Raw genomic sequence first — 25,619 nt, 5'->3', positions numbered from 1 at the left:
GGCTCAACCATGGAGTGGGGGAACCAGCCACAACGCCCTGCGGGCTGACGCAGCCAGGTAACATGTTTGAAGACAACGTGCCTTCAGTAGCGGAGTGGCAGCCAAAGCGCCAGCAGGGCAGGGGAAGCGTCTGCATTGTGGTTTTTGAAGGCCCCGCACACCGGCCGGCCTCTTTGCACCACCATTAGGTCATGGGGGTCAAAAAGGGCCAGATGATCTTGAGGCCATAATAAAGGAAAACCAGCCCCGCCACGCGTTCCAACCACATGGCCACACGGGGGCTTTCAATGAAGCGCCCTAGCGTGCTTGACATCATGACCAACAGCGCCAGCCACACAAAGCATATGCCAGCGTTGATGGCCGTCAGCGTGCCGTAGAATGACAGTCTTCCCAGGAAGCTGGCCTTGGCTGGGATGAACTGCGGGAAAAACGTCATCACAAACAGTCCAACCTGTGGATTGAGCAGGTCAGTCGTCAATCCAGCGGCAAAACCTGCCCTAAAACAATCCCGCCCTTTGATGAGTGTGATGTCAGCCCCCTGGCTGGGGCGGCGAAAGGTTTTCCAGATTGTTGAAATTCCAAGCCAGCTCAAATAAAGCGCGCCTGCCCATTCCAAACCAACATAAAGCGGCTTGCAATTGTCCAGCAGGATGGTCAGCCCCAACGCTGCAATGACACCCCACAGCAGCAGCCCCGTGCAAATGCCGCTGACAGCCCCAAAACCCGCTTTGCGCCCGGAAAAGGACATTTTCAGCGTCAAGGCTGTGTCCATGCCTGGCGACAAAGTGAAGGAGATAATGCTGAGTGTGAAATCCAGGAGGGAGGAAGCCATCGTCACGCCATCATGCCAAGGTTCGGCAAGCAGAAAGAAATCGCGACAGGCTCGTCCTGCCCCTGCAGCCCTTCCACATAACTTTGCCAGCCCAAGACGTCAAAAAGGCTGTTTGGCGTTCAGGGCGCCATCCGTTAGGAAGGGGCCTGTCACTTTCGCTTTCATCCAAGCCCTGTCAGGAACATATCAATGGCTGAACCGCACTGCCCGCAATGCAACTGTGAATACCCGTACCCTGACGGGGCGCTGATGGTGTGCCCAGAATGCGCCCATGAATGGAACCCTGACGCCCCAGCGGCTGGGGAGACCGACCATGACGTGATCCGTGATGCCAATGGCAACCCCCTGGCAGATGGGGACACTGTGGTTTTGGTCAAGGACTTAAAGGTCAAAGGTTCCTCTCAAAGCATCAAGGGGGGCACCAAAGTCAAGAATATCCGCCTGGGTGGTGAGGCGGCTGGTCATGATATTTCCTGCAAAATACCGGGTTTTGGCGCCATGGAACTGAAGGCGGAGTTCGTGCGCAAAGCCACCTGACGTGGTGGAGGCTGTGTGGTGGCGCCCCACAACGCAGAGCTTTACCCCCCTCAAGGGCACCATGAATGGCGTGAAGGGGTTCACCTGACAGCCCAGCAACAAGGGGATGATCCATTATGAGGCTGACGCTGCACACGGATTATGGCTTCAGATTACTCGTTTATTTGGGCATTCATGATGGCCGGCTTGTGTCAGCGCGTGAAGTGGCTGAGGCTTACGGCATCCCTCACAACCACCTGACCAAGATTATTCCAGTTCTGGTCGCTGGCGGCTTCATGGAAAGCGTACGGGGCCGTGGTGGTGGGCTGCGTCTGGCGCAGAAACCTGAAGCCATCAATATGGGTCTGGTCGGCCGTGCCCTGCAGGTTAATGCTGGGTTGTTGCCATGCTTGAAATGCACTGTGCGGCTGGAGGCTAAAAAGCAGTTTTGCCCCTTGGCGGGGCCTTGTGCATTGGCCCATATGCTTGATGAAGCCACTGAAGCTTTCATGGCGGTGTTGGGCAGGCGCACTTTGGCAGACATGATGGGGCGTGCGGAGCACCGTATTTTGAAACCAGCCCTGGGCGCGTCATGATATCTGGCCTTGATGTTTTGATATCAAGGCCAGGGTTGTTTCATTAATATTTGGTTAACATGCAGTTGGCTGATTGCAATTCAGCCCCATAATGCTCATCCCAAGGGAATGTCACACAAGCGTTGTGAAATCCTGGACTGGCTGGACGTCACTGTGTCAGCAAAATGGTCAGGTTGGTTGCGTTCTGGAGGGGTTGTTGAAGGTGCTGCTGCATTGCCGTTATGAAACCACCTTTGATTAAACGTTGGTTCAGCAAGCCTTCTTTAGAAACCAGTTCGGCCTTACCCCCTCTTGAAGAGGAGGGACTGTCTGAACCTCCTCTTCCCAAAAAGGGGGAGGGTTTTGGACAATCGGTGCCTGTGGCTGGCCATATGGAAGAAACGCAGCAGCTTTGGGAAGCAGCCCCCAGCCAAAGGGAGGCGGCAACAGGGCTTCCTACCCCTCAAGACATGCGTCAAAAGGAGTTGGTGACGGACCGACTGGGTGCGTTAAGGCCCAGGCATTCAAGACAACCAACTTGGAAAGGCACCGCCACCCTTTCCAGGAGGGATAGTACGGAAACGATCCTGGAAGCGCCACCAGTCTTCGTGGCCATGGGGTTTGCTACCGATAATGTCGTCAAAGCTACAATGCGTCTTTGCCGATTGCTGGACGCGCTGCAGGAGCCTGGTTCCTGGTCGCTAGATTGCGAGCGACAATTGCGAGATGGACTTTTCCTAGTCCCTGCGGAGGTTGCCCTCCCTGGCCAGGAAGGGTTGCGCCTGACCCAAATGACACGGGCAGTTTTGCGCGCCCGCGCCGAGTTGCTGGTCAAGCGTTTCCGGCAGGTGGGGCAGGGCATTCAAAACCATGAGATAGTCCCTACACGCCTGGGTGTCGTGCAGAAGCTGTTCCACCAGGACAGGGCGCAACTGCATCACCACACCTTACCACAACGCCTTGCTTGGGCGGAGCTGGCCATGATGGCGCGTTGCCTGGGCCTTTCCCTAGATAGTGCCATGGTCTGGGAAGGCTCGGCACAACCCCTGTTCCCGGGGGGGATTCACAGTCAGGCAATTCCCGTGTCCTCTGCTTATATGGTGGATGCGATTTTGCGCCTGAAAAGCGTGATCATGTCGGCCTTGGACCAAGTGACGGCACAACATCGCCCAGAGGCACCTCAGGAGGATCCAGGTCGCGCGTCAAGGGCTTTCAAGGTTGTGCTGGGCAATCGGGGGGGGATTCAGAACGGGGAGAAAAAGTCCTGCCCACCAAGTTGGTTGCTTGTGAAGCAAGGTGGCGGCGCCTCTGTTCTGCCAGCTGAAGCCACTTTGGATGTCTACGTCCGTGCAGGTGGTGGAGGACGTTCGACATGTTTTTACGGGGGCAGCATCTGCTTAGACAGGTTCCTGTCTTTACCAGCCCACCCGGGGACTTTGCGCAAACCTACCACTATGGAACAGCGTTCCCACGATTACATCCCATGGCATGGTTACAGCTCCCTCGCTGACATTCAGAATTTGCTGGCCGCAGTCATTGTGGCGCTGCCTAATGGCAGACGCCCCACCAACCTAGCCTCCATCAGGTTGGGGCAGTGGTTACAATTGCCAGCGCTTGAGAGGGGCGCGACCTCTTGAGAAGAGGATTAGAGTAAGAAGACTTTCCCAGCTAGTAAGCTTTTTGGATATAGGTCCTGGAGAGGATGGCTAAGGGTTGCGAACCGCACCACGGTTTCGCCACCTGCGAGCGATTCGCATTCGCATTATTAGCGTGAGTCTGAAATCCTCGCAAGCGCCTTGCGGAACAGGGCCATCTTGTTTCTCAGCCCTTGAGGGGAGTTTATTTGCATGGGATAGGGGCTAACCCCCGTGTTGATAAGGCCTTGTGCAGGAGGATCGGCGACTCACCCCTGCCGTGGCTGACCATTTTCGCTCGGTGAGGGAGCCGCCAGGGCTAATGATGGCATGAAATCACCCAGCCAGCACCAAATCTTTTAAGGCACCTTGCCAAATGGTAGGTGCGAATCGTTTCTTAAACATAGGTGCAGCCCCTATAGGCTGTAGGCAAAAGCGAACGTTAAGCGTTGCCTTGGTGTCATGAGGACAAAAAGTTCGCGATGCCGCCGTCCTTTCAGGGTTGAGGTGATGAGGATACATGAATCCTGACGCGCTGCATTGGCTGGGCTTAGCATTTTTCATCCTTGGGCATGGTCTGCTGGGGTGGGCTGGTTGGCTTGCCGCCCAACGCAAAGGGCGCCACAGCTGGGGGTGGGCCTTGGTATGCGGTGTGTTTGCGCCATCGTTGCTGCTTTTGGAGCTACTGCCCCCACGCCCAGGATCTCAGAGGGTAGAAGAACGCCAGATCAGCCCATACCACCCCCATATTAGCATGACGTGGGTGGAAATCATGGCCATGGTTGTGTTGGCCATGTCGCTGACGTTCACTTTCAAGCATTGGCAGGCAATCCTGTATAGTTGACGTTCAAGCGCCCTTGATGACCAGGAGCTACCCATGACGACCCCAAGTCCCACCACCATTCCCCACAGCCAAACCGTTCCAGCCCCTGTTCAAGAGCCCGCCAACCTTAAGGGGGGAGCGTTGAAGAGGATGCTCAACAGTTATTACTACAGCCCTTATTCCTTTGAAGGGCGGACCCGCTGTGCCTGGTATTGGCTGCCGGTCTTAGTGATGGTGGCCTTGGCGTTGCCAGTGAATATTCTGCTGAACATCCCTGCAACGCTTGCCCAGCTTCATCAGCAATCCATCTCATGGCTGAATTGCGCCAACATGGTGTTCTCCACCGTTCTGGACTTGGCCCTTTTGCCAGCAACGCTGGCGTTCAGCGCAAGGCGCCTGCATGACGTTGGCTGGAGCGGCTGGTGGCAATTGCTTTGGCTGGTACCGGTTTTTGGCTGGGTGGCGTGCCTGGTGCTACTTTTCTGGCCTAGCATGGCAGGGCCCAATCGCTTTGGCCCCCAACCCACCATGGAGTGCGGCACTGTTGTCCCCCCTGGTGAATCTGGCTTGCCTTGGTCATGCACAGCTTGGCCCCAGCCAGAGAAGGCGTGGTTCACTGGTTGGGAACTGGTGGGCTTGATTGTGCTGCCTGTGATTTTCGGCTGGAACGCCTTTATCAAACCCGCCAACCATGCTGGCGCTATGCGGCTTTACGTTTTCAGCCTGATTTTGAGCAACCTTTCCACCATCATGACGGCCTTGATCTATCTGGGGCGCCTTTCCAGCTGAAGGGCGCTCAAGCCTTGGGCTGCAGCACCACTTTGGCCAAGGCCTGGGGCATCATGCCTACAGCCTGCAATAGGTTTTGGGCCAGTTGGCGCTGAGGCCCCTCTTCATCTTCCGCCTGCGCAGTTAGCAAACGCATGAGGTTGCGCAATGTTGGGGCTTCTTGGCCACCTGCACCGTGACGCAGCTTCAGCAGCAAAGCTGGCAGTTCACGGCGCGCCAGCTGGGCGGCCTCAGTCTTGGGGGCAGGCAGGAGTTTCTCCACCCACGCGACAACGGTCTTAACAGGCGCCCAAGCCAGAAGGGCATTGGTCACGCTGCCCCCAATTTGCGTTTCCATGGCTGCGTTTTCCGCAGCGCTGGCCTGGTTCGCGGCCTTGGCTGTGGAGGTTGCTTGCAAGCCATCGTAGAAACGCTTGGTGGCGCCACGCCCAACCCGCACCAAACGCCCTGATTTCACCCCATCGCCAAGCGCAATGGAGGTGTTGGAGGGGTTGAAGCCGTTTTCAAGGCCATTGGCGGCCAGGCCGATTTCGGGGCGACTCATGCCACGCTTGCCAGCGCTCTTGATGATGTCCGCTATGATGTCCGCCCGCTGTTGGCGCGTCATCAAGGGTTCTGAACGGTCTGAACTCCAGTCCAAATCATCGCCCAAACGGTCGCGGCCATCAGCAGGGGGTGGGGGGCGCCGTTCCACATCAGGGCTGTAGAGCGCTGAAGGGGGCAGGGGGCCACGAGCTTCCATGGCATGGGAACGCTGGTTTGGTGAAAAGGTCATGCTGTCATCCAGTTCTGGGGCCAGGAAGAGGGTCGGTTGGCCAATGCGCAGGCCATGCCTAACAACCTAGCGCAATTGCTTGTGGGGTGAAGCCATGAAGGCCTCTGGGCACCCGCCAGCCCGTAAAGTTACCGATAGGGAGCAAAGCTTCTGAAATGGTTGGGCATCCTGGGAAAGTGCGCTAGCTTCTTACGTGGTCAGAACGTTTCAGTCAGCCTTGGTCACAGGCTATTCAGCATGGGGAAAGCAGACATGACACATGCGACAACAGAGACCATTCTTCTGGGTGGCGGGTGCTTTTGGTGCATGGAGGCCGTTTTCAAGGGGTTGCGTGGCATCAAGGCCGTTCTTCCTGGCTACGCTGGTGGCCACACCCCCCATCCCACCTATGAGGAGGTCTGCACCAACACCACAGGCCATGCTGAAGTGATAGAGGTCGTGTTTGACCCTGCTGAAATGCCTTTGCGTGACTTGCTGGCGATTTACTTCACCACCCACAACCCCACTGAAATCAACAGGCAGGGCAATGACGTTGGTGAACAGTACCGTTCAGTGGTTTACGGCACCCCCCAGCAGCTGGCTGTGGCGGAAAAGGTGCGCCAGGCCATTGATGAAAGCAACATCTGGGGCAAGCCAGTGGTCACAGCCCTGGAACCGCGCCCTACATTCTGGCCCGCTGAGGAACAGCACCAGGATTACTTCGCGCGCAACCCCGACAAAGCCTATTGCCAAGCCGTGATCGCCCCCAAGGTGGCCAAGGCGCGCCAGCTTTACCGCGCCCGTTACAGCCAGGACCAGCCTTCATGAAGCTGCTGCTGGTTGTTGGCGTTCCAGCGCTGGCTTTCCTGTTCCTGCTGTTCATTGGCCTTTGGATGGCTGTGCGGGCTGGCTGGAGCTTGATGGATTGGGTGACGGAACACCGCAGCGCCGTGATGGGCGTGGCCCTTCTGTGCCTGGTTGTGACCTTGCTGCCATGGATGTGGCAGGACCTGTCGCGCTTTGTCTCTGAGACCAAGCAGGCGGTTCTGGTCCAGTACAACAGGCTTGAAGACCGCGCTTTGTATGCCAGTTGGCAGCAGCGTTATCAAAACCAGCATTCAAGGCAGGACAACCCGGTGAAACCTGTGCAACCTGCGGTGGTGGGTGTTCAGGCACCTGAAAGCGGGCGCTTGTGAAAGCTGTTATGGCATTGTTGAAGGCGCCGTTCATCCTGGCGAAGCTGCTGCTGACGAAATTCCTCCTGCCGTTGTTGCTGTGGGGCGTTCTGGTGGGGGTGGTCATGTGGGCCACTGGGCGTGTGGCTTCCTGGTTTGGGCGCCATGTCCTGCCGTGGATGCTGCTGGCGGGGTTGGTTTTCGGCACTGCCTTTGGGGTCTTTCTCTATCATAGGCTGCATTACCCCGTGGGCCCGGCGGAGCCCACCTATGACCAGCGCCAGCAGGAGGCTCACCAGGAAGAGCTGCTGCGCCAACATTTGTCAGCAACCCCGCCCACCCCAGGCACTGCCAACCCGCCCTGAAGAATTATCTTTCCTAACCCCTCAAAAAGGCACGGTGACGCCCGCTTCCCTCATGCCCCAGTAAACCGCCATGGCAGCGCGGGCATCGTGGAGGGCATTGTGGGCCGGACCAAGGTCGTCAAAGCTCAGGTTGGTGAAATGCGCCAAGGCTTCAGCCAGTTTGGGCGCTTTGTAACCACCCCCCCAGCGCCTGGCTGGAAACGGCAGGCGCATCACGGGGGTGGCGGCCTGCATGGTGCAGAAAAACCGCAGGCCGCGTTCATGCATGCCATCAGCCACAGCCTGGCTCCATCCAGCGGCTTCGCCGTGGCGATGGATCATGGTGCGGATGATGTGACGGTCAAAACGCACATTGTGCCCCACGATGACGTCAGCGCGCTTGGCCAATGCAATGAACCGTCCCAGAGCCTCTGCCGCGGGCACGCCCACACGGCGCGCCTTGGCAGTGGTGATGCCGTGGATGGCCGCCACGCGTGGGGGGATGTGCCAGCCATCTGGCGCGATGATGACGTCAAGCGCCTCCACCTCCCGCCCTTCCTGGTTGCAGAGGACAGCGCCAATCTGCACGCAATGGGGCTGTCTTTCATGCCAGGCGGGCAGGCGTTTCAGGGGCAGGCCGGTGGTTTCAGTGTCAAAGCACAGAATCAAGGGCTCGTGCGCTTCCGGGGACTGGACCATGGGCAACCTCATGATTGTATCACACCACCCTGCCGGGGCACGGTTTGTTGGCGCTTGGTCAGGCGCCGTAAGCTTCCAGCAGCGTGGCGGCAGCCAGTTCCCCCAGCTTTTCAGCGGCAAGGGGGCTGTCACCCGTCAGCAAGTGGCGGTCACGGTGAACGCGCCCCAGCTTGGGACTGGGCAGCACCTTGAGGCCTGCCTGCGCCAAGGCGTCCCCGGCCAGCCAACGCATGGGGGCTGGCAGGTAGCCGATCTCAGGCAGGATGCCGTTGTCGATGGCATCAGGGAAAACGCATGTCTCATAACCTTTGAACGGGTTGGGGGCCAATCCCTGGATCATCTCAGGGTTGGCGAAGTTCAAAGCTGGCGCCAAAACGGGACTCTCCTCAGGCGTTTGGGCCACAGCGGCTGAAAGCAGGCTGCCAGGGCCATGGCACAGGGTCACCACAAAGCGGTCGCGCTTCAGGGCCTCCACCATCAAGGTGCCCACATCGCGTGAAAGTGGCAGGTCGTTGAGGGCACCATGGCCACCAGGCACGAACAGGGCAGCGTAAGAGCCCTTCTCAAGCCCGCCATCACGGACGACCTTGCGCAGGTCCAGGGGGTTTTCGAAACGCGCCTTCAAGTGGTCGTAAGCGCCTTTCACCACGGGGTCCTGCTCTGGGAAGGCCCAATTCTCAAACTTCACGTGGTCGCCTGAAACCGTGGCCACATCAACGTCAAAGCCAGCGGCCAGGAAGTGCGCGATCGGCAGCAGCGTCTCCACAGGGTGGTTGCCGGTGGAGAAATAACGCCCCTGCGTCACAGGCAGGTAGCGTTCCTGGGTGCCGATCATCAGCACTTTCAGGGGGCCTTTGTAAGGGTTGCTGTAATGGGGCTGCGCAGCACCCGTGGTGGGAGCGGTGAACTCGCTTAGTGAAAAAGGCGAGGGGAAGAAGGCATCACGTTCAGCGCGGTCAGGAACGGGCGCTTTGGAAAGGGTGTTCGCGTCACTCATGGTGTGGGCCTTTCAAGGGGGAACTCTTCAAGGGGAAGTGTGGGAGGGGTTCAGGGGGTTTCACCGTTCTGCTGGGCATCCATGTCACGCGCCATGGCTGCCACACGCTCTTTCTGGCGGGCTGTCTCCCGCTCAGCGAAAGCGCGGGCCAGTGCCTGGCTGGCCATGGGGGAACGCGCCATTTCACGGGCTGGGTAGGGTCCCACGCGCAATCCATCAGCCACCAGGAAGAACTTGCCCCCCTCCTGCTGGATGTGGGCGTTCACCTTGATGCGCGGCTGGGCCGCCTGCCCTTGCTGGGCTGCCGCTTGGGCAGCGGCCATGGCGTTCTGCATGGCCTGGCTGGGGGCGTGGGGGCTGGCGTTGCCTGGCAATTCTGGCAGGGGGGGTGTCGTGGGTTCAACCATGGTGGTTCCTTCACATCTTGGTGCGCGTTTGGTCTTGGCACTGACAAGTCCGCAGAAGGGACTTTCTGGGCCGCTGCAGCGCATCGCTTCTTTGAACATAAGGGCCAGCAGGGTTTTTTCCAGGTCTGACGGCAGGCGTGCAGGATTCGTGGCGCATAAGCAGTGTCTCAGCAGTGCCTCCAGGCGGCCAGGGATTTGAAGGGTGGAGGTTTCAAGGGTCGTTGGGGCGTGCCTTCAAAAACAAGAAAGTTCTGGCGCAGTCTGCAATCCCTATGCTAGACATGATATACGGCCAGAACGTGCAGGAATATTTTTGCGCGACGGCCGCCAGAAAGTAGAAGAAAATGAATACAGGAACCGTCAAGTGGTTCAACCCGACCAAGGGTTATGGTTTCATCGCGCCGGACGCCGGTGGGGATGACGCGTTTGTCCACATCTCAGCTGTGGAACGCTCTGGCCTGGGCTCACTGAACGAAGGCCAGAAGGTCTCCTATGACCTGGAGAACAACCGCGGCAAGACCTCTGCCGTCAACCTCAAGGCCCTGTGAGGTCCCTTGTCGTTGCCTGAAAGCTGAGCTTTCAGGGGTTGGCTTTATCATGGAGCCCCTGCGGCTGCATTGAAAAGCCTTGGAACCCGCCACCCTTCCTAGTCAAGGGGGCGGGTTTTTTTGCGCCCAGTCCATGGCTGCCCCAAAGGGCAACCATGGATGTTCAAAGGTGCATCACATTTTGAGGGCAGCCAATTGGGCTTTCCAGTGCGCTTGGTGTTGCCGCGCCATTTCCTGGGCACGTGCTTCCCCATAATGATGCAGGAAATCACGCTGCGCAGCGGGGCTGCTGGCTTCCTTGGCGCTTTTGTAAGGACCTGTGCGCAGCTGCGCCAAAACGGGCGGCGCGTTTTGGGCCGTGGCCCCACCAGGTGTGAGGAAGAACAAGCCTTGTTCCTCTATCACGCTCAGATCCAGGGCGATCTCTTCAGAATTCATGCCGTCCTCCCACCATTTAGTGGCCTGGCTGCGCTTTTCAGCAAAAGCGCTTGGCCTTTGGGCAGGCTACGTCATTGTCCAGCGCCTTGCCTAGGGAATTGTGAGTGTCACCAACCAGCGCACCTTCAGCGCACACCCTGTCAGCAGCTACAGCCGCCTTAACAAAGAGGTTAACGAAGCTCCTTCCACAGCGCTGGGAAGGGGAAGGCGTTAACCATTAATATTTTAAACTGTATTGGTTTTGCATTTTAACTGCCTGCCCTCATCACGTTTCCCAACAACAGGTGGTTTTGAGCGATTCCAAGCTTATCCCTGGCTTAACGCCGTGCAGCAGGGCATTGGCAAGTCCCAGCCGTGAACGTTTTACTTAAGAAAAACGTGGATTTTACCTGCTGGAATAGGGCGGTTTTTACTTGATTGCCTGCCAAACTCTCAAAATTTTCCTGTGTGTTCCAGAACACGGTCATGAAATTCTCAGGCTTGTTGGTTAACAAATCCTTGCGGTGGCGAGGGTTCGTTAACTATATAAAGGTTAACAAATTCATAAACGTTAGTCTGTCTGGAAAACCCATCATGCTTCCTTCAGCCACCCCAAGCCCCCGCACTTTCATCCGCAAGCTTGCGCTGCTGGGCATGACGGCCCTTGTGGCTGTGCCAACTTATGGCAAGGCGCAAGCCCTTGATGATAGTTCAGACTTGCAAGACAAATTACGTGACGCTTACGGCAAGGGGCAGTCTTACACCCGCCCCAACCGTGCCACGCGCCGCGCTTTGGAGGCACGCGCCCGCCACGCCCAAAGGCCTGGTGGCCTCCTTGCCCTTAGGAACAGCGCCACCTTGGATACGGCCAGCGCTGATTACCCAGCTGTGCCTAAGCTTGGCGTGATGAACTTGAATGCGGAGCCAAGCGGCCTCCTCACCCTGGCAGCCGCGCCTGGCACAGTGGGCGCTGGCAATGTGGGGGCGCTGGCCAACCCTGAAACATGGAATGGCTATAACGGCGCTTGGAATACCACCACTAACCTGGCTGGTGGTTCACACCCATGGAACAACAGCAATGGCAATGGTCAGAACTGGAACCCAGGTGGTGACGCTGTTTTTCAGGGCGCCAAATACCAATGGGCCAACCCAGCTAAAGCCGTTGACGTCCTAACCAGCAACTACACGGCAGATAACCCCTACGATCCTTACGATAACAACGGCACCACCACCTACACCGTCACGCCGTTCAACGTTAACTCGCTGACCTTTGACGACCAGTCAGGTGACAAGACCACGGCCTATGAGCTGGACAATGGCTACATCCAGCCCAGCGGCAGCACCTTCAATGTGAACGTTACCACCTCTGGCCCTGGTCAGGCCCTGATTTGGACCAGCCTCAACAGCCCTGACGGTACGGCTGGCGCTGGTGGCAACAACTCTGTTGAACTCGTTAAGCAAGGCGGTGGCACGCTTCTTCTTGGCGGGCTGAACAGCTTCCCTGGCGGGATTGACATCCAGGGTGGCACCCTGGTGGCTGACGTCATCGGCCTGGGTGGCGCCAGCGCCAGTTACAGCGGTGGGCAAAACACACCGTTCATCACCATCGAGAACGGTGCCCACCTTGTCCTGGACCAGCAGATCTACAAGGGCGAAGGCACTTTTGGTGGTCAGACGTCCACCCAGGGGGCCGCGCGCCCTGCCCAGAACATCGAGGCCCTTTCAAGCATCATCCAGGGTGCTGGCGACGTCACCATGCAGGACGCTGGAAAGGTGGTGTTGACGGCCGCCAACACCTATACAGGCGCCACGCACATCAATGGCGGTACGCTGAGCCTCAGCGGCGCTGGTTCCATCGCGTCCTCAAGCGTTGTTGATGTCACCGCCTTGGGTAAAGGTAGTGCCATTGCCAATAGCACTACCTCTGGTCATTGGGATTACAACTGGAAACAAGCCGACCCTAGCCATCCTGCCACTCCACCTAATAATCCCAATAATCCCAATGATCCTAATGACAATGACCCCAATGATGCGGGAAGCTCCGCCATTGATGACAGCAAGCCTGTTTTCGATATCAGCACTGCCAAATCCTGGCAGGACAGCGCTGGCCTTTACAGCCAGGGCGCCGAGATCAAGGGCCTGACCGGCAATGGCGGCGCTGTGCTGCTTGGCAACAACACCCTGCTGATTGATGATGGCGTTGCAAGCAAGAACTTCGCCAATGGCACCATCACAGGCAACACAGGTGCCACGGCTGGCTTCAACGGCGCCACCATTTTGGTCAGCGGCGGCAACCAGAACGCCGTCACTTTCAGCAATGACCAGATCTCAATCGACAACCTGGCCGCTGGCGGCTCCCATGGTGGCGGCACCATCAACCTCAATGGCGGCAGCGTGTTCACAACGCTGCAGAACGTCAATCTGGGCGTTGGCGGCACCAGCGCCACCTCTGGCGGCACCATCACGCTCTCCGGCCACAACGCCACTCAAGCGGCGGCGCAGTTCACAAAAAACACTTTCGACCTCAACACAGCCCACCTCACCATGGGTGGCGCTGGCAATAACACCCTGAACGTCAACCAGGGCGCGCAGATGCAGGTCTGGTCCGGCGGTGACGGCAGCGCTGCCCACCCCCGTACCTATGACGGCACCATGATGGGCGGTTCTGGCAACAACGTCATCAATGTCGATGGCACTGGCACCCTCTTCAACACCATCGGGCTGCAGCTGGGCAACGCTGCCACCACGGGCACGGAGACGTTCAACGTCACCAATGGCGCCCATGCTGTGGCCCAAGGCAATGGTGCCAATGCCGGCACCGTCATGGGCGGTTCCGGCAACAACGTCATCAATGTCGATGGCACTGGCACCCTCTTCAACACCATCGGGCTGCAGCTGGGCAACGCCACTACTGCCACCACCGGCACGGAGACGTTCAACGTCACCAATGGCGCCCATGTGGTGGACCAGGGCGATGGCAGCACACAGCCCCAGCCAGGCATCACCAGCGGCACGAATGCTGCGTCCGTCATCAATGTCACCGGCGTGGGCAGCGAGCTTGACGCTAACCAGGGCATCTTCAACGGCGTCAACGCCAGCAGCACCATCAACGTGGCTGACCAGGGCACGCTGGTTGACAGCGGCCTGAACCTGACGCCAGGCCAGGGCAGCGCCATTAACCTCTCCAATGGCGGCACCATCACCCTCAATGCTGCCAACATTCAGAACGCCAGTGGCAGCAACGCCACGTCAGCGCTGAATGTTGATGGCAGCAAGGCCAATGGCGTTATCAACCTCAACCGTGCCAGCATTCATGACACGGTCATTAATGTCCTTGGCAATGGCCAGCAGGGCAGCGGCCTGACCTTGAATGACGGCGCGTCCTCATCCTATGCCCACCCCTCTGACGCCGTCTACAGCACCATCCAGGACAGCGCGAAGGGCCCAGGTGGCCTGACGAAGACAGGCGCCGGCACCATCGTGATGTATGGCGCCAACACTTACACGGGCGGCACCGTCATCCAGGACGGCACTTTGGTGACGGGCCACACCACCAATGGCGTCATTGACGCCCTGGGCACAGGGGTCGTCAACCTTGGCGCCAGCGGCCAGCTGTCCTTTGGTGGCTGGGCTGCCGGCACATTCAACAACCTTATCACTGGCGCTGGGTCAGTCAGGAGCAACTGGGGCCAAAGCGGCACCACCACCCTGACCAACACCAACACCTACACGGGTGGCACCCAGATTGACGCTGGCTCCACTTTGGTGGCTGCTGACCAAGGCGCCAATGGCACCGTCAATGCTCTGGGTACTGGCAAGGTGACGAACAACGGCACGCTGAACATCAACATGGGTGCTAGCGCCCCAGCTGCCGTGACGTTCAACAACCAGTTAGCTGGCACAGGCACCCTGAACAAGCAGGGCACGGACACCGTCACGCTGACAGGTGATGACAGCGCCTTTACAGGCCAGGCGAACGTGAACGCCGGCACCATGCTTGTGAACACCACCCTGGGTGGGGCTGCCAACGTGGCCCAAAACGCGTCATTGGGTGGTGTAGGCACCATCAAGGGCAACGTGAACGTTGCTTCTAGTGGCACGCTGTTTGCTGGTGACTACGCCAAGGGGCAGACGGGCACGCTGAACATCGGCGGCGACCTGAACCTGGCGGGTAACTCCAACGCGAACTTCCTGGAGCCGACAAACGCCTCAACAGGTGACCTTGTGAAGGTCGCAGGCACGCTGACGCTTGACGGCGCCCTCAACATGGCGCCCACGGCGGCTGGCACAACATTTGGTGTTGGCGTCTACCATTTGTTCACGGACGGCAAGCTTGGTGATGTGAGCGAGCAGGCGCGCGAACTGGCTGGCCTGACACAGTATTTGGCAGCGGGCGACCACGCTTCGTTGCAGACGGCGATCAACGGCCAGGTGAACGTTGTCATTTACAACACGTCACGTGATGGCCTGTACTGGAATGGTGGTGACGCCAACAACGGCAACCAGCAGATCGTTGGTGGCAATGGCACGTGGAACGCTGCGACGGCCAACCGCAACTGGACGGACATCAACGGCAACGCGCAGGCGAACTGGGACAACAGCGGCGTTGACGCGCACTTTGTGGCTAATGGCGGCACAGTTCAGGTTGACGACAGCCAGGGCGCTGTTTTGGTCAAGGGTCTGGACTTTGACAACAGCCAGAACGGCCAAGGTGCGATCCAGCCCGGCACGGGCAATTACACCCTTCAGGGTGACGCGCTGACCATCGCTGGCCCGACTTTGGCAGTGAATGTCGCTGGCGCCAACAACCAGGCCACCATCGCCTCCACCTTGCAAGCTGGCGCTGCCAATGCGGGCGCAGGCCTGACCAAAACGGGCGCGGGCACCCTCACGCTGACGGGTGCCAACAGCTACACAGGCGCCACTGACATCCAGCAGGGCACCATGGCGCTTGGCTGGGATGGTGCGTCCGCTGTCAATGGCACGGTGAATGGCCAGCAGAACCATGGCGGCTCCGTGGGCGGTTCCGCTGTGACGGTTGAAAAAGGCGCCACGTTCGACGTTTCAGGCCTAGGCAAAACGGGCACCGATTCCCAAGGTAACCCCATGGCGGGTGGCATCACGTTCTCCACCGTCACGCCTGAGAGCCATGGCGCGCGTGTCATGGGCCTTTCTGGCGCAGGCCAGGTGGTGCTGGGCGATGCTGGCCTGATGGTGGCTGGCAACAGCACCTTTAACGGCACCATGACCGGTTCTGGCCAATCCACTCTGATGGTCGGGCAGGAGAGCATCACGGCAGGCACCCCCTTGCCCAACGCCACCACCTTCACTCTTTCCGGCGCTACTGTCAGCGCTGGCACGATTGAAGTTGGCGCTGCCAACGGTGCCACGCTGACCATCAACAATGGCAGCCAGGTTAATGCCACGGCCGCTTACCCAGCCCTCCGCATTGCTGAAAACGCCGCCGCAGGCGACAGCGGCACCGTGAATGTGGATAGCGCCGGCACAACCCTGAACGCGAATGGCATCACGCTGGGTGGATTGGGCGGCCAGGCTGCTGGCACAGGCACGGCGGCGTTGAATGTGACGGGCGGCGCCCATGTGGATTCAGGCACGGCTGGCTTCATGTCTGGCTATACGGCGCCTGCCACCATCACCGTTTCGGGCGCTGGCAGTCAACTTTCAGCTGAGGGCGGCTCCTATAACGGCATCTCCTCTTCCAGCACCCTTAACGTGGTTGATGGCGGCGTGCTGAACCTGGCGGGTGGCGGTCTGGTTCAGGCCAATGGTCAGGGTGCCAGCGGCATCTTGAACCTGGGCAATGGTGGCACCATCAATTTAGGCGCTGGCAGCACCATCAAAGATGGCGCCGGCACCACGGCGCTGAACGTTGACGGCAGCAAGGCCAACGGCCTGGTCAATTTCGCTGACGGCACGGCCTCGGTGGCTGAAAAGAACATCAATGTGGCGGGCAGTGGCCAGCAGGGCAGCGGCCTGACACTGAACATTGACGATGCCAGCAAAGGCGCCGCTCTGGTCAGCGGCAACATCAACGACGCCACAGGCAAAAGCGGCGGCCTGACGAAGACGGGCGCTGGCACCGTTACCCTCTCAGGTGCCAACAACTACAGCGGCGGCACGCTGGTGCAGGGTGGGCAGCTTAACGGCAATGCCGCGACCAGCTTCGGCACTGGCGCCATCAATGTGGCCCAAGGCGCCGCCTTGGACTACAACGATGCTGGCAGCGATAACCAGCGTTCTGGCAACGTCATTTCCGGCGCTGGCCAGCTGAACATGAATGGCGCTGGCGACGTCACCCTGCTGAACGCCAACCATTACACTGGCGGCACTAACGTCAACGCCGGCACGCTGACAGGCAACGCTGGTGGCAGCTTTGGCACAGGCGCCATTCAGGTGGCGCAGGACGCCACACTGGCCTTCAATGACACTGAGAACGACACGGCCGCTGCCGGCAATGTCATCTCAGGCGCAGGCCGGGTGAATATGATCGGCACCGGTGACGTCACCATGAATGCCGTGAACAGCTATACTGGTGGCACAGACATTGAACGCGGCACCTTGACGGGCACCACCCAGAGCTTCGGCACAGGCGCCATCGCTGACGCTGGCACCTTGGTGTTGAACCAGGGCACTGACGCGACCTTCGCCAATCAGCTGACAGGCAACGGCACGTTCGACAAGGACGGCGCTGGCACAGTGACCATCGCGCGTGACGACAGCGGCTTTGCAGGCCAGACCAACATCAACCAGGGCGCCATGCTGGTGAATGGCACGCTTGGCGGCAACGCGCAGGTCAATCAGGGCGGCAGCTTGGGCGGCGGCACAGACAGCACCCCTGGCACGCTCGCAGGCAACGTAAACGTTGCTGCTGGTGGCACGCTGTTTGCTGGCGACTACCCCAACAAGCAGACAGGCACGCTGAACATCGGCGGCAACCTGAACCTGGCGCAAGGTTCCACAGCCAGCTTCAGGGAAAGCACACAGGGTGCATTTGGCGGCGCAGGCAATGACCTTGTGAACGTCAAAGGCGCCTTGACGCTGGACAGCGGGATCAACTTCGCCACTCCAAGTGACACCGTCCTTGCTGATGGCGTTTACCACTTAATGACGTACGCCAATGGCGAGTTGAAGGATGTCAGCGAGACGGCCCGGGAACTGAACATCATCCAGGGCACGTTGGCTGCGGGCGACCACGCTTCGTTGCAAACGGCGATTGATGGCCAGGTGAACGTTGTTGTCTACAACACGTCACGCGATGGCCTGTACTGGAACGGCGGCGACACCAACAACGGCAACCAGAAGATCGTTGGTGGCAACGGCACGTGGAACGCTGCGACAGCCAACCGCAATTGGACGGATATCAACGGCAACGCGCAGGCCAATTGGGACAACAGCGGCGTTGACGCGCACTTTGTGGCCCAGGGCGGCACAGTCCAGGTGGACGACAGCCAGGGCGCCGTCCTGGTCAAGGGCCTGGACTTCGACAACAGCCAGAACGGCCAGGGCGCGATCCAGCCAGGCACGGGCGACTACACCATTCAGGGTGACGCGCTGACCATTGCTGGCAACAAGCTGACAGCCACAGTTGAGGACGCCAGCAACAAGGCCACGGTGGCATCCATCATCAAGGACGGCAGCACTGGCCCAGGCACGCTGGACAAGGAGGGTGCAGGCCGCTTGGTCCTCTCTGGCGCTAACACCTACACAGGTGGCACCAAGGTTGGCGCAGGCATTCTGCAAGGCACCACCAGCACTTTCGGCAAAGGCGCTGTCTACATCAACCAAGATGCCAATCTTGACCTCAACCAGGATTTTGACGGCACCTTCACCAACACGCTGACAGGCAATCCGCTGAGCCAGGGCAATGGCGACACCAACGGCACCTTCACCAAGGACGGCACAGGTACCGTCACCCTGCCAGGCAGTGCTGACCGCCTTAACGATGCCGGGTTTGATGGCCAAACCAACGTCAATGGCGGCACATTGCTGGTCAATGGCGTCCTTGGCGGCAACCTGACCGTCAACCAGGGCGGCACGCTGGGCGGTGGCACCGACCAGCCCAATGCCTCTGGCATTGTCAACGGCAATGTCCTGGTCAACCAGGGCGGCACCATCAACCCTGGTCAGGACCGCAACCATTCAGGCGTTCTGGCCATTGGTGGCAACCTGACCTTGAATTCAGGTTCTGGCGCCCAGTTCACGGAAAGCGACAAGGACGTTTGGGCTGGCCCAGGCAATGACCTGATTTACGTGACGGGCAATCTGAACGTGAACGGCCCTGTCAGTGTGACAGTGCTGCCTGGCACCACTGGTACAGCGCTTAACCCAACCAACAAGTTCGTTGATGGCGTTCTCCACCTGATTGATTACCAGGGCACCGCCACTGGTCTTTCTGGCCTCAACCTGGCCAGCTTGACCCAATACTTGGCTGACCCCACCAATGATGTCGCTCAATTGCAGACCGCCATTGCGGGCCAGGTCAATGTCGTCATTTACGACAAGAACGGCCTCTACTGGAATGGTGGCGACACCCAGAACGGCAACAACCAGCTTGATGGCAGCAATGGTTACACAGGCGGCCCTGTGCAGGCTGGCCAGGATTTCACCTGGTCTGCCAGCGGCCAGGACTCCAACTGGACCAACCCCACCGGCTCAGCTAATTCCAGCTGGACGAACAGCGGCGCAGCCACAGCCTATTTCGAAGGGCTGGGTGGTGTCGTCAACATTGATGACAGCAAGGGCCAGGTTGCAGTCAAAGGCTTGCACTTCGCCAACGTCCTGAACAGCTCGGACAGCCCAACCTACACCTTGCAGGGTGATGCCCTGCAGGCTGGTGGCGCCACCTTGGATGTCTCGGTGGTCAATGACGGCCAACCGGCCGTGGGGATGCCGCTGAACAGCGCCCTCATCAAAAGCCAGATCCTGGATGCCACGGGCCTCCACACCAAACTTGCCAAAGATGGCGAAGGCATCCTGGAGCTGAGTGGTAACAACACTTACAGCGGCGGCACGGATGTGGCTGGCGGCGCGCTGGTCCTGGACAATGTGCTTTCCGCCGGCACAGGCGACATCCTCCTGCGTCCGGGCCAAAACGACACAGACCCTGTCACCCACCCCGTGACGCTGAAATTCAACACGGACGCCACGGGCACATGGGGCCAGACGACGCGTGACGGTCAGGCGGTCAACCAAATCATCTCTGGCGGCGGTAGCGTTGAAATCGCCTCCACAGACCTGACCTTGAACAGCACTAACACTTATAGCGGTGGCACCACCATTGATGGTGGCGCCATGGTGACGGCGGCAGACCAGGGCGCCAACAGCACCGTCAATGCCTTTGGCACAGGCGCCATCCAGGACAATGGCGGCACGCTGAACCTGAACCTGGCCAGCAACGCGGCCTTTGCCAACACCCTTTCAGGCACAGGCGTACTCAATAAGCAAAATGCTGACACCATCACGCTGACAGCTGACGACAGCGGCTTCACAGGCCAGACCAATGTTGACCAAGGCACGCTTCTGGTGAACGGCGCGCTTGGCGGCAACGCCCAGGTCAATCAGGGCGGCAGCTTGGGCGGCGGCACAGACAGCACCCCTGGCACGCTCGCAGGTAACGTGAACGTTGCTGCTGGTGGCACGCTGTTTGCTGGCGACTACCCCAGCAAGCAGACAGGCACGCTGAACATCGGCGGCAATCTGAACCTTGCGCAGGGTTCCACAGCCAGCTTCATGGAAAGCACACAGGGTGCATTTGGCGGCGCAGGCAATGACCTTGTGAACGTCAAGGGCGCCTTGACGCTGGACAGCGGGATCAACTTCGCCACCCCAAGTGGCACCGTTCTTGCTGATGGCGTTTACCACTTAATGACGTACGCCAATGGCGAGTTGAAGGATGTCAGCGAGACGGCCCGGGAACTGAACATCATCCAGGGCACGTTGGCTGCGGGCGACCACGCATCGTTGCAAACGGCGATTGATGGCCAGGTGAACGTGGTCATCTACAACACGTCACGTGATGGCCTGTACTGGAACGGCGGCGACGCCAACAACGGCAACCAGAAGATCGTTGGTGGCAACGGCACGTGGAACGCGGCAACGGCCAACCGCAACTGGACGGACAGGACAGGCAACGCGCAGGCGAACTGGGACAACAGTGGCGTCAACGCCATCTTCACCGCCCAGGGCGGCACGGTTCAGGTTGACGACAGCCAGGGCGCTGTTCTGGTCAAAGGTCTGGACTTCGACAGCACCCTCTCTAAAGCAGACAGCGCTGTGCTGCCTTCTTCTGGCAGCTACACCATCACAGGTGACGCGCTGACCATTGCAGGCAACAAGCTGACAGCCACGGTTGAGGACGCCAGCAACAAGGCCACAGTGGCCTCCATCATCAAGGACGGCACCCAGGACGGCAAAGCCGTGGCTGGCACGCTGGACAAGGAGGGTGCAGGCCGCCTGGTCCTCTCTGGCGCCAACAGCTACACAGGCGGCACGACCATCAACCAAGGCACGCTTGAAGGCACAACGGCCAACTTCGGCACAGGTGCTGTCAACGTGGCTCAGGCTGGCACGCTTGACCTCAACCAAGGCAGCGACGCGACCTTCGGCAACCAGCTGACAGGCAACGGCACGTTCGACAAGGACGGCGCTGGCACAGTGACCATCGCGCGTGACGACAGCGGCTTTGCCGGCCAGACCAACATCAACCAGGGCGCCATGCTGGTGAACGGCGCGCTTGGCGGCAACGCCCAGGTCAACCAGGGCGCAAGCCTTGGCGGCACGGGCACGCTTGGCGGCAATGTGAACGTTGCTGCTGGTGGCACGCTGTTTGCTGGCGACTACGCCAAGGGGCAGACAGGCACGCTGAACATCGGCGGCGACCTGAACCTGGCGGGTAATTCCAACGCGAACTTCCTGGAAAGCACGCCAAGCCAGCAGGGCGACCTTGTGAAGGTTGCAGGCACGCTGACGCTTGACGGCGCGCTCAACATGGTGCCCACGGCAGCTGGCACAACGTTTGACGTTGGCGTCTATCATTTGTTTACGGACGGCAAGCTTGGCGATGTGAGCGAGCAGGCGCGCGGTCTTGCCAGCCTGACGCAGTACCTGAACACGGCAGACGGCGAGCGCGCGTCCTTGCAGACGAACAAGGCGGGCCAGGTGAACGTTGTGGTGTACAACACCCACCATGACGGCCTGAGGGACGGCCTGTACTGGGACGGCACGGCTGCGCAGACGGGCGATGGCTTCATCAGGGGCGGCAACGGCACGTGGAACGCTGCAACCACCAACCGCAACTGGACGGACAGGACAGGCAACGCGCAGGCCAACTGGGATAACAGTGGCGTCAACGCCATCTTCACCGCCCAGGGCGCGCACGGTTCAGGTGGACGACAGCCAGGGCGCTGTCCTGGTCAAAGGTCTGGACTTCGACAGCACCCTCTCTAAAGCAGACAGCGCTGTGCTGCCTTCTTCTGGCAGCTACACCATCACAGGTGACGCGCTGACCATTGCAGGCAACAAGCTGACAGCCACAGTTGAGGACGCCAGCAACAAGGCCACAGTGGCCTCCATCATCAAGGACGGCACCCAGGACGGCAAAGCCGTGGCTGGCACGCTGGACAAGGAGGGTGCAGGCCGCCTGGTCCTCTCTGGCGCCAACAGCTACACGGGTGGCACGACCATCAACCAAGGCACGCTTGAAGGCACAACGGCCAACTTCGGCACAGGTGCTGTCAACGTGGCTCAGGCTGGCACGCTTGACCTCAACCAAGGCAGCGACGCGACCTTCGGCAACCAGCTGACGGGCAACGGCACGTTCGACAAGGACGGCGCTGGCCACAGTGACCAATCGCGCGTGACGACAGCGGCTTTGCAGGCCAGACCAACATCAACCAGGGCGCCATGCTGGTGAACGGCGCGCTTGGCGGCAACGCCCAGGTCAACCAGGGCGCAAGCCTTGGCGGCACGGGCACGCTTGGCGGCAATGTGAACGTTGCTGCTGGTGGCACGCTGTTTGCTGGCGACTACGCCAAGGGGCAGACAGGCACGCTGAACATCAGCGGCAACCTGAACCTGGCGGGTAATTCCAACGCGAACTTCCTGGAGGCGGCGGACGCCTCAACAGGGGACCTTGTGAAGGTCGCAGGCACGCTGACGCTTGACGGCGCGCTCAACATGGTGCCCACGGCAGCTGGCACAACGTTTGACGTTGGCGTCTACCATTTGTTCACGGACGGCAAGCTTGGCGATGTGAGCGAGCAGGCGCGCGGTCTTGCCAGCCTGACGCAGTACCTGAACACGGCTGACGGCGAGCGCGCGTCCTTGCAGACGAACAAGGCGGGCCAGGTGAACGTTGTGGTGTACAACACCCACCATGACGGCCTGAGGGACGGCCTGTACTGGGACGGCACGGCTGCGCAGACGGGCGATGGCTTCATCAGGGGCGGCAACGGCACGTGGAACGCTGCAACCACCAACCGCAACTGGACGGACAGGACAGGCAACGCGCAGGCCAACTGGGACAACAGTGGCGTCAACGCCATCTTCACCGCCCAGGGCGGCACGGTTCAGGTTGACGACAGCCAGGGCGCTGTCCTGGTCAAAGGTCTGGACTTCGACAGCACCCTCTCTAAAGCAGACAGCGCTGTGCTGCCTTCTTCTGGCAGCTACACCATCACAGGTGACGCGCTGACCATTGCAGGCAACAAGCTGACAGCCACGGTTGAGGACGCCAGCAACAAGGCCACAGTGGCCTCCATCATCAAGGACGGCACCCAGGACGGCAAAGCCGTGGCTGGCACGCTGGACAAGGAGGGTGCAGGCCGCCTGGTCCTTTCTGGCGCCAACAGCTACACGGGTGGCACGACCATCAACCAAGGCACGCTTGAAGGCACAACGGCCAACTTCGGCACAGGTGCTGTCAACGTGGCTCAGGCTGGCACGCTTGACCTCAACCAAGGCAGCGACGCGACCTTCGGCAACCAGCTGACGGGCAACGGCACGTTCGACAAGGACGGCGCTGGCACAGTGACCATCGCGCGTGACGACAGCGGCTTTGCAGGCCAGACCAACATCAACCAGGGCGCCATGCTGGTGAACGGCGCGCTTGGCGGCAACGCCCAGGTCAACCAGGGCGCAAGCCTTGGCGGCACGGGCACGCTTGGCGGCAATGTGAACGTTGCTGCTGGTGGCACGCTGTTTGCTGGCGACTACGCCAAGGGGCAGACAGGCACGCTGAACATCGGCGGCGACCTGAACCTGGCGGGTAATTCCAACGCGAACTTCCTGGAGGCGGCGGACGCCTCAACAGGGGACCTTGTGAAGGTCGCAGGCACGCTGACGCTTGACGGCGCGCTCAACATGATGCCCACGGCAGCTGGCACAACGTTTGACGTTGGCGTCTACCATTTGTTCACGGACGGCAAGCTTGGCGATGTGAGCGAGCAGGCGCGCGGTCTTGCCAGCCTGACGCAGTACCTGAACACGGCTGACGGCGAGCGCGCGTCCTTGCAGACGAACAAGGCGGGCCAGGTGAACGTTGTGGTGTACAACACCCACCATGACGGCCTGAGGGACGGCCTGTACTGGGACGGCACGGCTGCGCAGACGGGCGATGGCTTCATCAGGGGTGGCAACGGCACGTGGAACGCTGCAACGGCCAACCGCAACTGGACGGACAGGACAGGCAACGCGCAGGCCAACTGGGACAACAGTGGCGTCAACGCCATCTTCACCGCCCAGGGCGGCACGGTTCAGGTTGACGACAGCCAGGGCGCTGTCCTGGTCAAAGGTCTGGACTTCGACAGCACCCTCTCTAAAGCAGACAGCGCTGTGCTGCCTTCTTCTGGCAGCTACACCATCACAGGTGACGCGCTGACCATTGCAGGCAACAAGCTGACAGCCACGGTTGAGGACGCCAGCAACAAGGCCACAGTGGCCTCCATCATCAAGGACGGCACCCAGGACGGCAAAGCCGTGGCTGGCACGCTGGACAAGGAGGGTGCAGGCCGCCTGGTCCTTTCTGGCGCCAACAGCTACACGGGTGGCACGACCATCAACCAAGGCACGCTTGAAGGCACAACGGCCAACTTCGGCACAGGTGCTGTCAACGTGGCTCAGGCTGGCACGCTTGACCTCAACCAAGGCAGCGACGCGACCTTCGGCAACCAGCTGACGGGCAACGGCACGTTCGACAAGGACGGCGCTGGCACAGTGACCATCGCGCGTGACGACAGCGGCTTTGCAGGCCAGACCAACGTCAACCAGGGCGCCATGCTGGTGAACGGCGCGCTTGGCGGCAACGCCCAGGTCAACCAGGGCGCAAGCCTTGGCGGCACGGGCACGCTTGGCGGCAATGTGAACGTTGCTGCTGGTGGCACGCTGTTTGCTGGCGACTACGCCAAGGGGCAGACAGGCACGCTGAACATCAGCGGCAACCTGAACCTGGCGGGTAATTCCAACGCGAACTTCCTGGAGGCGGCGGACGCCTCAACAGGGGACCTTGTGAAGGTCGCAGGCACGCTGACGCTTGACGGCGCGCTCAACATGGTGCCCACGGCAGCTGGCACAACGTTTGACGTTGGCGTCTACCATTTGTTCACGGACGGCAAGCTTGGCGATGTGAGCGAGCAGGCGCGCGGTCTTGCCAGCCTGACGCAGTACCTGAACACGGCTGACGGCGAGCGCGCGTCCTTGCAGACGAACAAGGCGGGCCAGGTGAACGTTGTGGTGTACAACACCCACCATGACGGCCTGAGGGACGGCCTGTACTGGGACGGCACGGCTGCGCAAACGGGCGATGGCTTCATCAGGGGCGGCAACGGCACGTGGAACGCTGCAACCACCAACCGCAACTGGACGGACAGGACAGGCAACGCGCAGGCCAACTGGGACAACAGTGGCGTCAACGCCATCTTCACCGCCCAGGGCGGCACGGTTCAGGTGGACGACAGCCAGGGCGCTGTCCTGGTCAAAGGTCTGGACTTCGACAGCACCCTCTCTAAAGCAGACAGCGCTGTGCTGCCTTCTTCTGGCAGCTACACCATCACAGGTGACGCGCTGACCATTGCAGGCAACAAGCTGACAGCCA

General features: G+C 60.0%; 18 protein-coding genes (1 of these 18 cut by a window edge). 12 read left to right on the top strand and 6 right to left on the bottom strand.

Annotated elements, in window-relative coordinates; genetic code table 11:
• Nucleotides 1-184: 184 nt before the first annotated feature.
• On the bottom strand, nt 185-832 hold the full coding sequence (locus E3E12_RS02700) for a LysE family translocator (protein ID WP_240810590.1): 648 nt from the start codon (nt 830-832) through the stop codon (nt 185-187).
• A 189-nt stretch (nt 833-1,021) separates the two neighbouring features.
• On the opposite strand from E3E12_RS02700, the gene E3E12_RS02695 reads away from it, so the two are divergent.
• The 5 genes from E3E12_RS02695 to E3E12_RS02675 all read left to right on the top strand — a co-directional run bounded on the left by E3E12_RS02695 (nt 1,022) and on the right by E3E12_RS02675 (nt 5,169).
• Complete coding sequence (locus E3E12_RS02695; RefSeq protein WP_141442934.1) at nt 1,022-1,369, top strand: zinc ribbon domain-containing protein YjdM; 348 nt, start codon at nt 1,022-1,024, stop codon at nt 1,367-1,369.
• 116 nt (nt 1,370-1,485) lie between these two features.
• Nucleotides 1,486-1,944: an RrF2 family transcriptional regulator gene (locus E3E12_RS02690; protein WP_141442933.1), complete on the top strand. Its 459-nt coding sequence runs from the start codon at nt 1,486-1,488 to the stop codon at nt 1,942-1,944.
• Nucleotides 1,945-2,315: 371 nt separating this feature from the next.
• Nucleotides 2,316-3,560 (top strand): hypothetical protein, encoded by a 1,245-nt coding sequence (locus E3E12_RS02685; RefSeq protein ID WP_149498235.1) that lies wholly within the window; start codon nt 2,316-2,318, stop codon nt 3,558-3,560.
• A 517-nt stretch (nt 3,561-4,077) separates the two neighbouring features.
• Nucleotides 4,078-4,401, top strand: a complete 324-nt coding sequence (locus E3E12_RS02680; protein WP_149498233.1) for a hypothetical protein — start codon at nt 4,078-4,080, stop codon at nt 4,399-4,401.
• 33 nt (nt 4,402-4,434) lie between these two features.
• Nucleotides 4,435-5,169: a DUF805 domain-containing protein gene (locus tag E3E12_RS02675; RefSeq protein WP_240810546.1), complete on the top strand. Its 735-nt coding sequence runs from the start codon at nt 4,435-4,437 to the stop codon at nt 5,167-5,169.
• A gap of 7 nt (nt 5,170-5,176) precedes the next feature.
• Here E3E12_RS02675 and E3E12_RS02670 read toward each other — a convergent pair whose 3' ends face one another.
• On the bottom strand, nt 5,177-5,944 hold the full coding sequence (locus E3E12_RS02670; protein WP_141442931.1) for a hypothetical protein: 768 nt from the start codon (nt 5,942-5,944) through the stop codon (nt 5,177-5,179).
• 252 nt (nt 5,945-6,196) lie between these two features.
• On the opposite strand from E3E12_RS02670, the gene msrA reads away from it, so the two are divergent.
• The 3 genes from msrA to E3E12_RS02655 are packed head-to-tail and all read left to right on the top strand — an operon-like array spanning nt 6,197 to nt 7,463.
• Nucleotides 6,197-6,751, top strand: coding sequence for a peptide-methionine (S)-S-oxide reductase MsrA (gene msrA, locus E3E12_RS02665; RefSeq protein ID WP_141442930.1), 555 nt, complete (start codon nt 6,197-6,199; stop codon nt 6,749-6,751).
• On the top strand, nt 6,748-7,119 hold the full coding sequence (locus E3E12_RS02660; protein ID WP_141442929.1) for a hypothetical protein: 372 nt from the start codon (nt 6,748-6,750) through the stop codon (nt 7,117-7,119). The genes msrA and E3E12_RS02660 overlap by 4 nt, the downstream gene beginning before the upstream one ends.
• Nucleotides 7,120-7,127: 8 nt before the next feature.
• Nucleotides 7,128-7,463 carry a hypothetical protein gene (locus E3E12_RS02655; protein ID WP_141442928.1) on the top strand — a complete coding sequence of 112 codons (336 nt, stop codon included), beginning with the start codon at nt 7,128-7,130 and terminating at the stop codon, nt 7,461-7,463.
• A gap of 21 nt (nt 7,464-7,484) precedes the next feature.
• Here the strand turns inward: E3E12_RS02655 and E3E12_RS02650 are convergent, their stop codons facing one another.
• Genes E3E12_RS02650 through E3E12_RS02640 form a run of 3 tightly spaced genes read right to left on the bottom strand, consistent with a single transcriptional unit; the run spans nt 7,485 to nt 9,545 of the window.
• Entirely contained in the window at nt 7,485-8,141 is a 657-nt protein-coding gene (locus E3E12_RS02650) for a 3'-5' exonuclease (protein WP_168194361.1), read from the bottom strand.
• Between the two features lie 58 nt (nt 8,142-8,199).
• Nucleotides 8,200-9,138, bottom strand: a complete 939-nt coding sequence (locus E3E12_RS02645) for a DJ-1/PfpI family protein (protein WP_141442926.1) — start codon at nt 9,136-9,138, stop codon at nt 8,200-8,202.
• 50 nt (nt 9,139-9,188) lie between these two features.
• The gene (locus E3E12_RS02640) at nt 9,189-9,545 is read right to left on the bottom strand and encodes a hypothetical protein (protein ID WP_141442925.1); all 357 of its coding nucleotides are present in this window, start codon (nt 9,543-9,545) and stop codon (nt 9,189-9,191) included.
• Nucleotides 9,546-9,889: 344 nt separating this feature from the next.
• Here E3E12_RS02640 and E3E12_RS02635 point away from each other — a divergent pair, with 344 nt between their 5' ends.
• On the top strand, nt 9,890-10,093 hold the full coding sequence (locus E3E12_RS02635) for a cold-shock protein (protein WP_141442924.1): 204 nt from the start codon (nt 9,890-9,892) through the stop codon (nt 10,091-10,093).
• A 174-nt stretch (nt 10,094-10,267) separates the two neighbouring features.
• On the opposite strand, the gene E3E12_RS02630 is transcribed toward E3E12_RS02635, so the two are convergent.
• A complete protein-coding gene (locus E3E12_RS02630) occupies nt 10,268-10,531 on the bottom strand; it encodes a hypothetical protein (RefSeq protein ID WP_141442923.1) in 264 nt (87 codons plus the stop codon).
• 573 nt (nt 10,532-11,104) lie between these two features.
• Here E3E12_RS02630 and E3E12_RS09035 point away from each other — a divergent pair.
• The 3 genes in view from E3E12_RS09035 to E3E12_RS09010 are tightly spaced (each overlapping or abutting the next) and all read left to right on the top strand, a layout consistent with a single transcriptional unit that may run on beyond the window.
• Nucleotides 11,105-21,976, top strand: a complete 10,872-nt coding sequence (locus E3E12_RS09035; protein ID WP_286206907.1) for an autotransporter-associated beta strand repeat-containing protein — start codon at nt 11,105-11,107, stop codon at nt 21,974-21,976.
• Nucleotides 21,915-22,442, top strand: a complete 528-nt coding sequence (locus E3E12_RS09085; protein WP_286206906.1) for an autotransporter-associated beta strand repeat-containing protein — start codon at nt 21,915-21,917, stop codon at nt 22,440-22,442. The genes E3E12_RS09035 and E3E12_RS09085 overlap by 62 nt, the downstream gene beginning before the upstream one ends.
• A protein-coding gene (locus tag E3E12_RS09010) for an autotransporter-associated beta strand repeat-containing protein (protein ID WP_286206905.1) crosses the window boundary here: on the top strand, nt 22,433-25,619 show its beginning. It continues 18,011 nt past the right edge of the window; 3,187 of the gene's 21,198 nt are visible here — the first part of the coding sequence; its start codon is at nt 22,433-22,435; its stop codon lies off the right edge, out of view. The genes E3E12_RS09085 and E3E12_RS09010 overlap by 10 nt, the downstream gene beginning before the upstream one ends.

Origin of the sequence: Formicincola oecophyllae, assembly GCF_006542395.2 — a bacterium.
Taxonomy (GTDB): domain Bacteria; phylum Pseudomonadota; class Alphaproteobacteria; order Acetobacterales; family Acetobacteraceae; genus Formicincola; species Formicincola oecophyllae.
This window is presented reverse-complemented; position numbering and strand designations above follow the sequence as displayed.